Raw genomic sequence first — 15,004 nt, forward strand, 5'->3', positions numbered from 1 at the left:
GCGGAGAGACTTGGTCTGCACCCGAGCAATATCCTTTGCTACTAGCAGCATAAAAAGGTAAAATTAAACTATCAAAATATCTAAAAAAGGGGTGCTGTTGTTATGAATGAAACACAAATTAAAGAAGTCGTGCTGTCTACCGGAAATGTTAATCGTAAATACCTTGTCAGAGATTTAATTTTTGCTACTGACCAAATTAATGTCGATCTTTTTGCTGAAGAAAACCAGCTTAATGACCTTTTGGCGCCAATTAAACATCAGCTTAAAATGAAAGCTCTGGAATATGGCGGTGATGCCGTGATTAATTGCCACTTCGATTACCAGCAACACGGCACAATTACTAACATTTTCGCCTATGGCACCGTTGTTCAATTTACCCAAACAACAATTGGTTAATTTTACTTTTTCAATAAAACGAAATCTAATTGACATTGGCGATAAAACCAAGTATATTTTACTAGAAATCATTCTTATCAGAGTAAGTATACGACAAGTAGCGATGCTTTGATGCAAAAAAATTCGAGATTACTCTCGAATTTTTTTGTTTATTAGAAAAGGAAAAGAGCGACTTAAAAAATCCCTTTCTAAGCACTTTATATTTAATGATGAACAGCATCAATTTTCCGGTACTCACTAGGAGTGAGACCGGTTTTCTTCTTAAATAGGCGACTAAAATAGGCAAAATTTTCAATTCCTATTTCTAGTGCTACCTCTTTAATCGACATTTTCGTATACCGTAATAAATCCTTCGCAAAAGAAATTTTTTGATTAATTTGATACTCGATTGGCGGAATCCCCATATATTTTGAAAAATCTTTAACAATTTGGTATTTATTTAAATGAAACTGACTTGTCAGAGCTTCCAAGGTTACACCTTTACGAAATTCATCATCTAAGATCGCTTTTACTACTAAAATATAATCAGGGATTTCACTATCTTGAAAATCCATTTGATATTTTTGTAACAGCAACTCATTTAATAGCTCATGAATCAAAAGTGAGGTTTGAAATTCTGTTTTAGCATTAGGCAGCCCTTGCAATTGTAGCAATTTATTCATAATCAAATGAATCTGATTCGTATAAATTTTTTCTGAATCTGTATGAAAAACAGGGTTACCATTTTTGTTAATTTCCTGATAAAATGCTTCCGCCTGCCCCCCGTTAAAATGAATCCAATCCATCTCCCAAGGCTCAGCACTCACTGTTTTATAGTGCTGATAATTTTGACAATCAATAAAGAAAACGTCCCCTGCAGTTATCACATGCCTTTTTTCCTCATAAATTAACTGACCTTTACCTGATAAAGTAAATTTCATCAAATAAGAAGGAAGATTTGCTCGCTCTGTAAAATATGGTTGATTTGCTTTAAAATGGCCAATCTCTTGACTATAGTAAAATAAATCCCGACTTTTTTGCGTAGGTGTAGAAATGAATCGCGTCGAATCTGGCGACCATGAATGATTTGCATTTTCCCAATATTCCATAGGTACTCCTTTTTATCAAGATAGTGCAATTATACACCAAAAACGTGTGATGAAAAAGTTAAAAATACTCTGTAAAATAAAATTAACTTTAAGAATAATTTAAAATGAAACCGATTTATTTCATATCAAAAAAGTGAAAGGAATAATTAAAATGCAAACTTATATCGCCGTGGATATCGGTGCTTCTAGTGGCCGTTTGATAAAAAGCCAACTAATCAACGGACAATTGACCTTAGAAGAAATTCATCGCTTCAAAAACGGCTTCCGTCAAGAACAAGGTTGTGATCGTTGGGAAATTGATTATTTAATTAAAGAGATTTTAGTCGGTCTAGAAAAGCTTAAAAAGAGTGGCATCACTGAATGTTTCGTAGGGATTGACACTTGGGCAGTGGATTATTGTTTGCTTGACAAACAAGGAAGACGCTTAGCTGATCCTGTTGCTTATCGTGACGCCCGTACGCAAAATGCCGTTAGCGATTTTGCCAAAAAAATACCCTTACAAACCTTATATGAAAAAACAGGGATTCAAATTCAGCCCTTCAACACGCTGTTTCAATTATTTGTGGAAGACCCTCGCTTGCTTCAACAAGCCGACAAATTATTGTTAATTCCTGATTACTTAGGCTATGTTTTCACCGGTAAAATGGCAATGGAAAAAACCAACGCCTCAACTATGCAATTGTTAAACGCAAATAGCCAAACTTGGGATACTGATTTATTAGAATTACTCAATATCAATAGCCAGTTATTCCCACCGTTAACAGAAGCAGGAACATTACTAGGTGAATTACAAACTGAAAAATTCGCTAACTATCAATTACCTAAAACCACTTTTATTACTGTAGCTAGTCATGATACGGCTTCCGCAATTATCGGTACACCAGGAGATAGTAGTGTTGATTGGGGTTACATCAGCAGTGGAACTTGGTCTTTATTAGGAGTTGAAACAACTGTCGCCAATGTTTCCTCAGCAGCTTTTTCAGGAAATTATACAAATGAATGGGGCGCCCATAATACCATTCGCTTTTTAAAAAACATCATGGGGATGTGGCTCATTCAAGAAGTTGCACGTATGCAAGATTATCAATACAGTTATCCAGAGTTAGCGGAACAGGCAGAAAAAATACCAGCTTTTCAGCAATTTATCGCTGTCAATGATTCGACTTTCTTGAACCCTAAAAATATGATTACTGCCATACAAAATTATTGCCGCAAAACTAACCAGATTATCCCTGAAACACCAGCTGAATTAGCCCGCTGTATCTATGATAATTTAGCATTATGCTACGCTTTGGAATTAGAAAAGTTAGAAAAATTAACCGGTACAACAGATCAAATTAAAACTTTGCATATTGTGGGTGGTGGTGCAAACAACCATTTATTAAATCAACTAACTGCGGACATTGCAAACATCACAGTTGAAGCTGGTCCAAGTGAAGCAACAGCAATCGGTAATATTATTCTTCAAATGGTTACTACAGGCGCTATCGCCTCTATCGCTGCTGGTCGCAAATTAATTAAAGCTTCTTTTGAGTGTCAGACTTTCAAACCACAATCAATTCAACCTGATTTATTATCACGTTATAAAAAATTTTTAGGAGGTACTATGTAAAATGACAACCATTAAACAAAAATATTTAACTGCCAAAGAAAAATATGCTGCAATTAATGTGGATACTGATGCTATTTTAAAGAAATTAGATAGCGTTAAAATTTCCATGCATGTTTGGCAAGGGGATGATGTAAAAGGTTTTTTAAGTGACGATGAACTTTCTGGCGGAATATCAGTAACAGGTAATTATCCTGGAGCAGCAACAACCCCACAAGAATTACGGCAAGATTTAGAAAAAGCTTACGCAATGATCCCTGGTAAACACAAATTAAACTTACACGCTATTTATTTAGATACTGAAGAAAAAGTTGATTTAAATGAACTCGAACCTAAGCATTTTGAAAACTGGGTTCATTGGGCAAAAAAGCAAGGCTTAGGTTTAGATTTTAATCCTACCTTCTTCTCTCACCCGATGTATAAAGACGGCTTCACCTTAGCTTCTGCGGATCCAGAAATTCGTGATTTTTGGATTGAACACGGAAAACGTGCCAGAAAAATCGCTGCTTATTTCGGTAAAGAAACCGGCCAAGTTTGTGTAAATAATTTTTGGGTACCAGATGGTTATAAAGATAATCCGATTGATCGTTTAGCTCCTCGCCAACGTTTAATGGAAGCTTTAGATGAAATTTTCGCTGAAGAACTACCAAAAGAATACACTTTAGATGCAGTTGAAAGTAAATTGTTTGGCATTGGTGCTGAAGCTTATACGGTTGGCTCACATGAATTTTATATGGGTTACGGCTTAACTAGAAACAAACTGATTTGTATGGACGCTGGTCACTTCCACCCAACGGAAGTTATTTCAAATAAATTATCCTCTCTATCACTATTTTGTGAAGGCATGCTACTACATGTGAGTCGACCTGTTCGGTGGGATAGTGACCACGTTGTTATTATGGATGATGAATTACAAGAAATTGGTCGTGAATTAGTTCGTAATAACTTATTAGGCAAAACACATATTGGTTTGGATTTCTTTGATGCCACAATCAATCGTGTCGCTGCTTGGGTCATCGGTACTCGCAATACCCAAAAAGCAATTTTAAAAGCGATGTTAGAACCTACCGAAGAGTTAAAAACGCTCGAATTAGCTGGTGATTTAACAACGCGTTTAGCTATGACAGAAGAACTAAAAGACTTTCCATTTGCTGATGTTTGGAATTACTACTGTGAAAGTAAAAACGTGCCAGTCGGTTTAGATTGGTTGAAGGAAGTAAAAGAATATGAAAAAAATATTTTAGCTAGCAGAAATGCGTAATCAGCTACTATCGTCGCTATTTTAGTTAAAAGTGCCGAAACAAAATATTCCATTAAAGTTGAAAAGGAGCTTTCTTATGAAAAAAATTAATGTTTTACAAGCCGAATTTGTTCAAGAATTAATTGAAACAACGAGTAATTTATATCGTCTTGGTTGGGATGAACGCAATGGTGGAAATATCACGTATTTATTAACAGAAGAAGAAATTTTATCATTTCTAGATCCAACTAAAGTCATTAGAGAAATTTCAATGATTTTTGATGCAAGTAAATTAGTTGGTAAATACTTTTTAGTGACTGGCTCTGGTAAATATTTCAAAAATGTTGAAAAATCTCCCGCTGAAAATATCGGCATTGTCCGGATTAAAGAAGATGGCAAAACTTTACAATTGCTTTGGGGTTTAGAAAATAACGCAACACCGACTAGTGAATTGCCAAGTCATTTTATGAGTCATATTGCTCGTTTAGAAGTCGATCCTAAAAACCGCATTATTATGCACAATCACGCCACTCATTTATTAGCAATGAGTTTTACCCATGATTTAGATGAAAAAGCCTTCACCCGAACTTTATGGCAAATGTGTACAGAATGTTTGGTTGTTTTTCCCGAAGGTGTTTCTGTTATCCCATGGTTAGTTCCTGGTACTAATGAAATCGGTGAAGCCACTGCTACAAAAATGAAAGAAACTCGTTTAGTTTTATGGCCACAACACGGTATTTATGGTGCCGGTAAAGATATGGATGAAGTTTTCGGATTAATTGAAACCGCTGAAAAAGCTGCGGAAGTCTATACTTACGTTTGCGCACAAGGTGGAGTTCGTCAAACAATTACTGATGAATCATTATGGGAGTTAGCGACTGCTTTTGGTGTAGAACCAAGAACCGGCTATTTAAGTTAGTAAATGTAACAAATCATCATTAGTAGAAAAGGAGCAATTCTCGCCTTTTCTAACTAATGATTTGTGAAAAGCAACACAAATACTATTTGGAGGCAATAAAAATGGCAAACAGAATGATCTTAAACGAAACATCTTACTTTGGTAAAGGAGCAATTGAAAACATTCCCGCTGAGTTTAAAAGTCGTGGTTTCAAAAAAGCAATGGTCATTACTGACAAAGATTTAATTAAGTTTGAAGTCGCTACAAAAGTAACAGCATTGTTAGATGAAGCAGGGATTGCTTACGGTATTTATGATGGTATTGTTCCTAATCCAACTATTCAAAACGTTAAAGATGGCGTGGCTGTTGTGAAAGCTGCCGCTGTTGATTGTATTATCGCTATTGGTGGTGGTTCACCCATTGATACCGCCAAAGCCATTGGGATTATCGCTACTAACCCAGAATTTTCAGATGTCCTTAGTTTAGAAGGGGTAGCTGCTACTAAAAATCCTTGTTTACCGATTTTAGCGGTACCAACAACTTCTGGAACAGCCGCTGAAGTAACGATTAACTATGTAATTACTGATGAAGAAAATCATCGGAAGTTTGTTTGTGTCGATCCTCACGATATTCCGATTGTAGCTTTTGTGGACAGCGATATGATGATGGGGATGCCGAAAGCTTTGTGCGCTGCGACAGGTATGGATGCTATGACTCATGCGATTGAAGGTTTTATCACGAAAGGTGCTTGGGAATTAACAGATATGTTGCATATTAAAGCAATTGAGATTATCGGTCGTTCCTTAAGAGATTCTGTGAATGGTGAGCAAGAAGGGCGCGAAGCGATGGCTTTAGCACAATATATTGCGGGTATGGGCTTTTCAAATGTCGGATTAGGTTTAGTTCATGGCATGGCGCATCCTTTAAGTGCTTGGTATAACATTCCTCATGGTGTGGCTTGTGCTTCATTATTGCCAACTGTCATGAAATACAACAAAGATTTTACTGGAGAAAAATATCGGGAAATTGCTATCGTATTAGGTATTGAAAATGCGGAAACGATGAGCTTAGCAGACGTCCGGGAAGCAGCTTGTCAAGCAATTGATGAGTTAAGTAAAGATGTCGGCATCCCAGCAACCATTTCTGAGTTAGGTGTAAAAGCTGAAGACCTACCACAAATTGCGGAAGATGCGCTACGTGATGTGTGTACGCCAGGTAATCCAAGAGATACTACTTTAGCAGAGATTATTGCGTTGTATCAATCGTTAATGTAATTTTTTTATAATAGAAAAGGGGAGTGAAAGCTATAACTGGCTTTCACTCCCCTTTTATTATTTCAAACTTATAATTCAAACACTTGCGATAATTCAATACTAACAGGCGAGTTATCAGGATTTGTTTCCATAATATCCGCCATATAGTCCCACCATTTTTTATTAACTTCAGTTTCTGCCGTTTGCGTCCACAAAGCTTCATCTTCAATTTCTAAATATGCAAAAAGTTGACTAGTCTTAGGTTCTAAAAAAATAGAATAGCTAATTGCTCCATGTTTTTTCAGTAAACTCCGCATTTCAGGCCACAACTCATCATGGCGTTTTTTATACTCCTCATGTCTATCAGGATAAATTTTCATACGAAAAGCTTTCTTAATCATTTTTCCCTCCTACTGAGTTAGTCCTCAAAATGTTGAAAATGAATGCTACGATTCTCATTTTCTTTTCGCAAAAATTCTTTAGGGGTCATACTAAATTCTTTTTTAAAAGCTTTTAAAAAATGTGAATAAGTCTGAAACCCACATTTGCTATAAACCATACTGGAACTGCGGTACTCTTTAAGGAGCTGTTTTGCATACAACAACTTCTTTTTCATAACAAATTGATGAAAAGTAATTCCAGTATGTTTTTTAAACTCACGCGTAATATAGTATTTGCTAACAAAAAAGACTTTTTCCATCTCTTCCAAGGTTAAAGGATTAGCTAAATGCGCAGAAATATATTGAATCATTTGCTCAATTCGTTCATTTTGAACAACAACTTTCGGCTGTTTTTCATTTTCTTCTGATAAGACTAAATCATTTAAAAAAAGCATATAATTAATAATATCTTGACGATATTTTATATCTGATCCATAAACTTCTGGATTAGGCTGCGAATCTACAAAAGCTAGCTTTTCCTTCAATAATTTAGGATTAGCTCTTAATACTTTACTCTTACCTATGCCTTGACTTTGAAAGCAGTCAGCTAAAATTGTCCACTTGGTAGAAAAACTCTCCAAAAAGTTAGGTGTAATAAAGATATAGACTCTTTCAAAATAATCAGTACTTTGCTTAATAATGCGGTGTAAGTCATTGTAATGAATCAAGAGAATCGTTCCTGCTTCAATATCAAATTGCTTATCATCCAAATAAAACGTTGCTACGCCTTCCAAGGTAGCATGAACTTCATAAAAATCATGATAGTGGTATAATGTTTTTTCTTGACTAACAACATCTTTGACATGATAAACTTCATATTGATCGGAAACCATCGTATTAACATGTGATACATTCTTTACTTGAATATCGGTCATTTTTCTTCCCCACTTATTAGAAATAAACATCGGACAATCGTATTTTTATTTAAACATAACATAAACAGTCGAAAATTCCCAAAAAGTTTATCTTTGCTAACCTTTGAGAAATTCCGACTATCTTCGTTGTGAGAGCGGGTCTGCTATTTCACAATACTGTTGTAATTTGTAATCTTTAAATTATTTTTCAAGACAGATAAATTTTGGGGTGATATCTGCCACTTAAGCAGACCTCCTTTTTAACACAAAGTTTATATGACTAACTAAAAGAAATTTTTAGTAGTTATTTTATTGAAGTAGCTCTAATGCTCGCTTGATACCGTCATCTTTGGTTTCTTCTAAAACAACAAACGCACCTGGTTTATAAGTTTTAACGATGTCAGTAATGGCTTGGTAATTAATTAACCCTTCGCCAATGTTCACGGGCTCAATTTTATCATCAACAAAGCGATAATCTTTTAAATGAACTGCAACAATTTTTTCACCAAATAATTCAAAGGCTTGTTGAACCATCGCCACTTGCTCTTGATAATTTTGACTAGTTATCAAATTACTAGGATCTAAAATAATTCCTAAAAATGGTGATTGAATTGCTTCCAACAGTTGCTGAACGCGCTCAATTGAATATAAAGGATGGTTCAATCCAGGTTCGATTCCCACCATCATTCCGACCTTTTCACCCGTTGCGACTAAGCGTTGAACCACTTGAACTAACTCAGCAAAAGCTGCATCACTAAAATTATCTTCTGTATACTGAATTTCTGGTAAAACACAACCGGTTTCACTAGCTACCATTGTCGCTCCAAAATGACGGGCATTTTCAAGATAACTTTCAAATTTACATAATAATTTTTCACGAATTGCTAAATCAGGATGAATCATATTAATATAGCAACTTAAAATACCAACACTAACCTCATTTTTAGCTAAGGTTCTTTTAACAAGTTCTCCCATCCCACAATTCAAATGTTCTGCTTCTGATGGTAATTGAGGAAAAGATAATCCTAAAGCTAATTGAATGGTATGGATTCCTTGCTCAGCTGTTTTTTCTGCTAAAGAATTGAAATCTGTTACCGTTGATAAATCGTGTCCGCGAATCATAAAATTTAACATACTAGCTCCTATCCAGCCAAATTAGGCAACCACATAACCAATTGTGGGAAATATGTTATTAAAAATAGTACGACTAAGATTGTGCAATAGAAAGGAATCAAAGGCTTCAACATCTGCTCGGCTTTAACCTTGCCGACACTGGCACCTACATATAAACCGGTTCCGACTGGCGGTGTAATTGAACCAACACATAAATTCATAATAGCAAACAATCCAAAGTGAACAGGGTCAACACCAACACTGGTTACCACTGGTAAGAAAATTGGTGTGAAAATTAAAATTGCAGGCCCTACATCCATAAACATACCTACAACTAACAGCACTAAGTTTACTAATAGTAAAATCAAATATTTATTAGTCGTTAAGCCTAAAATTGCTGTACTAATTGCTTGCGGAATTCCTGTAAAGGCCATTGCAAAACTCATCATAGAAGAAGTCGCCAATAAAAAGGCAATCGTCCCAGTTGTTAAAACTGCATCTCTTAACATTTTTGGAATATCTTTAATCGTTATCGTTTTATAAAAGAATAACGCAATAATTAATGAGTATGCAACAGCAATGGCAGAAGCTTCTATTGCTGTAAATAAACCAGATAAAATACCACCAATAATAATCACGATTAACATTACACTAGGCAATGCTTCTTTGATAATTTTTAATGCTGTTCCTTTTTCCGTTACTTTAATTGTTCGATAATTATTTCGCTTAGCATGAATAAAAGCTACAATCATAATTCCCACACACCATAATATGCCTACTAAATAACCACCTAAAAATAAAGAAGAAATTGAGGCACCACTAGCAACTAATGAATACATAATAAATGCTGTACTAGGGGGAATCACCATTCCCGTAGGAGCTGACGCAATATTTACAGCTGTTGCAAATTTACGATCATAACCTGCTTTAACTTGTTGTGGAATTAGTACACCACCAATTGCTGTAGAAGCAGCAATTGCTGAACTAGACATTGAGCCAAACAGCGCATTACCTAAAACATTGGTATGAGCTAAACCACCAGGGACACGTCCTACAAAGAGCATCGCAAAATTTACTAGCTTCTCAGCAATACCACCACTATTCATGATAATCCCCGATAAAACGAAGAAAGGAATTGCCACTAAAGAGAAACTATTTAAACTAGAAACCATCTTTTGCGCAGATGTAAAAACTGCAATATCAAAAGGAACCACTAATAGTAACGTTGCAATTGAAGAAACTGCGATACTAATTGCAATCGGCATACCTAAAATCAGCAGAATGGCAAAAACCATAAATAATATTAAACCTGCTTGTAAAGCCATAAATTACACTTCCTTTTCTTCTTCAAATTCTATATTCATTTCTTTCATTTCAACAACTTCTTCTTCTTCCTGAACTGCTTCATTTGGTCCTTCAATCAAATTGATTAAACTATAAATGAACATAATAACCCCTGATACTGGTACTGCTAAATAGATATATCCCATAGGAATTGATAGTGACGGGGAAATTTGACCCATAGTAACAGTAACTGCTTTCCAACCACCGAAAATCATGATTACCCCTGCAAAAAGCAAGAATAAAATTTGAATAATAATTTCTAAAAGTCTTTTATTAGATCCACTTAAATGATCACTTAATAAAGTAACTGCCAAATGACTTCGTTTACCAACAACATAAGCTGAAGCTAACATGGATAACCAAACTAAACCAAAACGGACAAGTTCTTCAGTAATCGTATTAGGATTATTCAAAACTGTTCTTGAAAAAACTTGATATAAAACTGTCAAAATCATAACCGTTAAAATCACTGAGCCAATGATTTCTAAAAGTTTATCTAGCGTATTTCTTACTACTTTCATAAAGATCCTCCTTTTTCATAACTTAAAATTCTTACTTAATTTAAGAATCTGTAATCAACTTTTTATCTTTTTGTACTTATTCAGCAATTGTTCGGATTTGCTGATACAGCTCGCCGTATTTTTCACTTTCTTTAAACTGTTCATGTAATGGTTGAACTGCTTCTTGGAATGGTGTGCTATCGACATCGTTGTATACCACATCATATTTTTCAGTGGCAATTTTCTTCTCTTCTTCTACTGCAGCTTTAAATACTTGTTTTTCGTATTCTGTTGATTCTTGTGCTGCTTCTAAAAAGGCTTCAAATTGCTCGTCTGTTAAGCGTTCTTTTACACTATCATTCATGATTACAATATCTGGTACCCGAGTATGTTCATCATAAGAATAGTATTTAGTAACTGCCCCATGACCAGCTGTATATAAAACAAATTCATTATTTTCAGCCCCATTAATTAAATTGGATTGTAAAGAAGTAAAAACTTCCCCACTTCCCATTGGTACAGGGGACCCACCTAAAAGTTCAACCATTTTAATAGCTGTTTCACTTTGCATTACTCGAATTTTTTTCCCTTTTAAATCCGCTAACGTTTCAACTGGTCCACTTGTCATGTAAAAACTACGTTGCCCAGAATCATAGTAAGTCAGACCGACAAAGCCTAATTCTTCAGTAGAGTTATAAATAACATTAGTGATTTCTGAGTTTTCCATCACTTCAAAATAGTGCTCTTCACTATCAAATATATAAGGAACACCAAACATAGAATAATAGCCAGAAAAACTTTCTAAAGCTGAACCACTGACTTTAGCTAAATCAATTCCTCCTGTTTGCGTCAGCTCAATCAACTCGGTTTCTCCACCTAGTTGAGCATCAGGAAAGTATTCAATTGTTACAGCTCCATCTGTTTTTTCTTCTACTAGCCTGCCAAATTCATTCATCGAATCAATAACCGGCTGACTCGTACTTGCATAAGCGAAACGTAAAACAACACTATCTTCAGTCTTCGCTTCACTGCCACCACAAGCCGTGAAAAGACTGGTACTTAATATTGACATCGCAGCAATTGAGATAAGATGTCTTTTTTTCATGATTTTTCCTCCTCTATATTTATTCGTTTTATCTTATAGCTATCAACCAAATAGCTAATTATTTATTTTGTTAGCAGAAATCAACTAGTAATTCTGTTAAACATAGAACAGTTAATGATTGTCCATAAGGCATTGCTGTTGTTCCGATGTTACGATAAAAATCCAAATTGTCTCCCATTCCCGTGCCGATAGAAACGTTTTGTACCTCACCTTTTTCATCAATTTGTTGCAATAAACCAGCCACTGCTTTATGGGCAATTTCTTTATATTCTTTTGGTAAATAGCGTTTATGAACTGCTTTTAGTAATCCATAAGCAAAACCTGCTGCTGCTGAAGATTCTAAATAAGAATCTGGATGATTAATTAATGTATGCCATAGTCCACTTTCATCTTGATACTGAGCTAAAGCTTTTGCTTGCGCTTTCAATGTTTCGATTAATAATTTTCGGAAACTATCTTCTTCCCGTAACTCTAAAATTTCAATAATTTCTGGAATAGCAATTGTTAACCAACAATTACCACGAGCCCAAAAGGCTTCAGCATAATTGTGCATCCCTTCAAAAGTCCAACCATGATACCAAAGACCAGTTTTTTTATCCATCAAATATTTAATGTGAATCATAAATTGATAGCGGGCTTCTTCAAGATATTCAGGGCGATTAAGCAGTTTTCCGATTTTAGCCAGTGGTAACACCGTCATCATCAACGTATCATCCCACAATTGGTTGGTATTTGCTGGACCATAAGTGGCATGTTGCAGACCATTTTCATTTGTTCTTGGCATATCATGCATCACCCATTCAGCCCATTGTTCTAAGTAAGGAAGATAGCGTGTATCTTTTGTATCTTCATATAAGTAAGCCATAGTTAATAATGGTGCCATGGTATTTACATTTTTAGGTGGTGCACCTTCTGCCATACGATCTCTAAACCAATCTTGAACTACTTTTAAAGCATTAGGATTTTTAGTATTTTGATAATTTTTATAAATACCATATAATCCCACACCTTGTGGCCAATTCCAAATAGTCCAGCTCTTATCATCAACTTTCAAACCATCAAAATCCAATAAGAATTCTCCGCTATTGTCTTTAATTGTTGTTAAATTTTCAATTAACAAATCAATTTTAGCTTCGACTATTTCCTTTGGTACGAAAATTTCTTCTTTAATAATCATATATTCCCTCCATCTTATAAATCGCTTTCATTTCTATGTGATAAATATAACAAGTTTAAAGTCTTTTAAAAATGACTAAGATTGAACAAAAACTGTCAAAAATTGATGTATTTTAGAAAAAGAAACCTAAAAAAAGAAAACTATTATGCAAATGATTTTCAAAATGACAACTATTTTATTCAAAAAATAAAAAAACTGTCTGCCAAAAATTTGACAGACAGCTTTTCTTTTTAATAAAGTTTTCTAACAGGTTCAACGACTAAATAGCGGTAAGGTTCTTCCCCTTCTGAGTGGGTTTGAACGTAGTCTTTATGGCTTAAAACAGAATGGATTTGTTTTCTTTCAAAAGCTGGCATTGGTTCTAAGAAAACTGGTCGTCGTGTTTGTTTGACTTTTTCAGCGGTTCTTTCGGCCAAACGTTCTAAGATGACTTGGCGTTTTTCACGGTAATCACCGACATTAACCACCACAGAAATTTTATTAGCAGCAGCTCGATGAACAAAAACTTGTGCTAAATATTGCAAGGCATTTAAAACTTTGCCGTGTTTACCGATTAACAAGCCTTGTTTATCACTATCTAAGTGCATCGTGATTAAGCTGTTATCCCGTGACATTCTGACTAAAGCTGGCGCCCCTAATTCTTTAGAAATATTCGTTAAATAAAGAGCTAATTCGGTTAAAGCAGCTTCATCGTCAAGGTCTTCTAAAACTTTAGCTTCACTAGTTTCAGCTACATTGCTAGCTGCTTGTAGTGGTGTAACTGCTTTCACTTCAACACTGCTGGCAACTGTTTCTTCCGCAACGGTTGGTTGTTCAGCTACCGCTTTTTTATCAATGCTGACTTGAGCATTTTTTTTACCCAAGCCTAAAAATCCTTTTTTTGCTTCTTCAATCACTTTGATTTCAGCAGCATCGCGACTGATGCCCAGTTGTTTTAAACCGGTTTGAATCGCTTCTTCAACTGTATTTCCCTCAAAAATTGTCATCAGAAAAACCCTCCCATTATTTGTAAAAAGCTTACGCTTTAATTCAGTCCTTTAAAACTTATCTCTTATTACGTTTTTTCTTCGGATTCATCGCTTTTTGTAAAGCTTTTTGACGTTCTTTTTCAGCTTGGGCAATTGCTTCCCGCTCTCTGCGGATTTTGAATGGATTGTTAATCAATAAAGTTTGCACCACTTGGAAACCATTTGAAACTACCCAGTATAATGACAAACCACTTGCTGCATTGACAGCCATTGCAAAAATCATGACTGGCATCACAAAGTTCATGATTCTGGTAGCTCCCCCACTATTCGCCTGACTCATGCTTGATAAATAAGTACTGGCAAAAGTAAAGACCGCTGCTAACACTGGTAAAATGAAATAAGGGTCCGGAAGGCTTAAGTTTAACCATAAAAATTGACCTTCTTTTAACTCTGGTACTCGTGAAATAGCTTGCCATAAAGCCATTAAAATTGGCATTTGGGCAATTAACGGAATCCACATCCACATCATTTTAACATTGTTGTCGGCATATAATTTTTGTTGACCTTCAACTAATTTTGCTCTAGTATTCGCATCAGTAGCTGCATATTTCGTTTGCAATTCTTTTAATTGCGGTTGAATTTCTTGCATCCGCCGGCTAGTTTGCGTTTGGAAATGACTTAATGGCATTAAAATAACTTTAACCACAATCGTGAACAAGATGATCCCCACACCCATATTACCAAAAGATAAAGCTTTAATGGCTTCACCAAAGTAATAAACAATGTAACGATCCCAAAAACCGGTACTACTTTGCGTTACTTCACCAGTACCACAGGCTGATAAAACAACAACTAAACTCAGCATACTAAACATTAAAAGATAGCGTTTGTATTTTTTATTCAATTCAATTTCTCCCCTACATACGATAAGCGGTAAAGGTTTAGTGAACCTTCCTAACAATTGAAAAGCTCTCCTTCACTGCTCTTTTCCGATATTATTTTCTAAAAAATTCAACTTT

The 15,004-nt window shown here is 35.3% G+C and carries 15 protein-coding genes; 5 read left to right on the forward strand and 10 right to left on the reverse strand.

Annotated elements, in window-relative coordinates; all coding sequences use genetic code 11:
* Positions 1–102 precede the first annotated feature (102 nt).
* A complete protein-coding gene (locus M2139_RS06635) occupies positions 103–396 on the forward strand; it encodes a heavy metal-binding domain-containing protein (protein ID WP_280738050.1) in 294 nt (97 codons plus the stop codon).
* A 203-nt stretch (positions 397–599) separates the two neighbouring features.
* On the opposite strand, the gene M2139_RS06640 is transcribed toward M2139_RS06635, so the two are convergent.
* The gene (locus tag M2139_RS06640; RefSeq protein WP_280738049.1) at positions 600–1,484 is read right to left on the reverse strand and encodes an AraC family transcriptional regulator; all 885 of its coding nucleotides are present in this window, start codon (positions 1,482–1,484) and stop codon (positions 600–602) included.
* Between the two features lie 151 nt (positions 1,485–1,635).
* On the opposite strand from M2139_RS06640, the gene rhaB reads away from it, so the two are divergent.
* The 4 genes from rhaB (at position 1,636) to fucO (ending at position 6,505) form a co-directional block, all read left to right on the forward strand.
* Positions 1,636–3,096, forward strand: a complete 1,461-nt coding sequence (gene rhaB, locus M2139_RS06645) for a rhamnulokinase (protein WP_280738048.1) — start codon at positions 1,636–1,638, stop codon at positions 3,094–3,096.
* A 1-nt stretch (position 3,097) separates the two neighbouring features.
* Positions 3,098–4,354, forward strand: a complete 1,257-nt coding sequence (gene rhaA, locus M2139_RS06650) for an L-rhamnose isomerase (protein WP_280738047.1) — start codon at positions 3,098–3,100, stop codon at positions 4,352–4,354.
* Between the two features lie 76 nt (positions 4,355–4,430).
* A complete protein-coding gene (gene rhaD, locus M2139_RS06655; RefSeq protein ID WP_280738046.1) occupies positions 4,431–5,252 on the forward strand; it encodes a rhamnulose-1-phosphate aldolase in 822 nt (273 codons plus the stop codon).
* A gap of 101 nt (positions 5,253–5,353) precedes the next feature.
* Complete coding sequence (gene fucO / locus M2139_RS06660) at positions 5,354–6,505, forward strand: lactaldehyde reductase (RefSeq protein ID WP_280738045.1); 1,152 nt, start codon at positions 5,354–5,356, stop codon at positions 6,503–6,505.
* A gap of 68 nt (positions 6,506–6,573) precedes the next feature.
* Here the strand turns inward: fucO and rhaM are convergent, their stop codons facing one another.
* From rhaM to M2139_RS06705, 9 genes are all read right to left on the reverse strand, one after another.
* On the reverse strand, positions 6,574–6,885 hold the full coding sequence (rhaM, locus tag M2139_RS06665) for an L-rhamnose mutarotase (protein WP_280738044.1): 312 nt from the start codon (positions 6,883–6,885) through the stop codon (positions 6,574–6,576).
* A 17-nt stretch (positions 6,886–6,902) separates the two neighbouring features.
* Positions 6,903–7,757, reverse strand: a complete 855-nt coding sequence (locus tag M2139_RS06670) for an AraC family transcriptional regulator (protein ID WP_280738089.1) — start codon at positions 7,755–7,757, stop codon at positions 6,903–6,905.
* Positions 7,758–8,087: 330 nt separating this feature from the next.
* Positions 8,088–8,912: a sugar phosphate isomerase/epimerase family protein gene (locus tag M2139_RS06675; RefSeq protein ID WP_280738043.1), complete on the reverse strand. Its 825-nt coding sequence runs from the start codon at positions 8,910–8,912 to the stop codon at positions 8,088–8,090.
* A gap of 8 nt (positions 8,913–8,920) precedes the next feature.
* Positions 8,921–10,216 carry a TRAP transporter large permease gene (locus M2139_RS06680; protein WP_280738042.1) on the reverse strand — a complete coding sequence of 432 codons (1,296 nt, stop codon included), beginning with the start codon at positions 10,214–10,216 and terminating at the stop codon, positions 8,921–8,923.
* A 3-nt stretch (positions 10,217–10,219) separates the two neighbouring features.
* A complete protein-coding gene (locus M2139_RS06685) occupies positions 10,220–10,756 on the reverse strand; it encodes a TRAP transporter small permease (RefSeq protein WP_280738041.1) in 537 nt (178 codons plus the stop codon).
* Between the two features lie 76 nt (positions 10,757–10,832).
* Complete coding sequence (locus M2139_RS06690) at positions 10,833–11,840, reverse strand: TRAP transporter substrate-binding protein (RefSeq protein WP_280738040.1); 1,008 nt, start codon at positions 11,838–11,840, stop codon at positions 10,833–10,835.
* Between the two features lie 70 nt (positions 11,841–11,910).
* Positions 11,911–13,017 carry a glycoside hydrolase family 88 protein gene (locus tag M2139_RS06695; protein ID WP_280738039.1) on the reverse strand — a complete coding sequence of 369 codons (1,107 nt, stop codon included), beginning with the start codon at positions 13,015–13,017 and terminating at the stop codon, positions 11,911–11,913.
* A 230-nt stretch (positions 13,018–13,247) separates the two neighbouring features.
* Positions 13,248–14,003, reverse strand: coding sequence for an RNA-binding cell elongation regulator Jag/EloR (jag, locus tag M2139_RS06700; RefSeq protein WP_280738038.1), 756 nt, complete (start codon positions 14,001–14,003; stop codon positions 13,248–13,250).
* A 58-nt stretch (positions 14,004–14,061) separates the two neighbouring features.
* Positions 14,062–14,859, reverse strand: coding sequence for a YidC/Oxa1 family membrane protein insertase (locus tag M2139_RS06705; protein ID WP_280738088.1), 798 nt, complete (start codon positions 14,857–14,859; stop codon positions 14,062–14,064).
* Positions 14,860–15,004 lie beyond the last annotated feature (145 nt).

The organism is Enterococcus sp. PF1-24 (assembly GCF_029893325.1).
Taxonomy (GTDB): Bacteria; Bacillota; Bacilli; order Lactobacillales; family Enterococcaceae; genus HY326.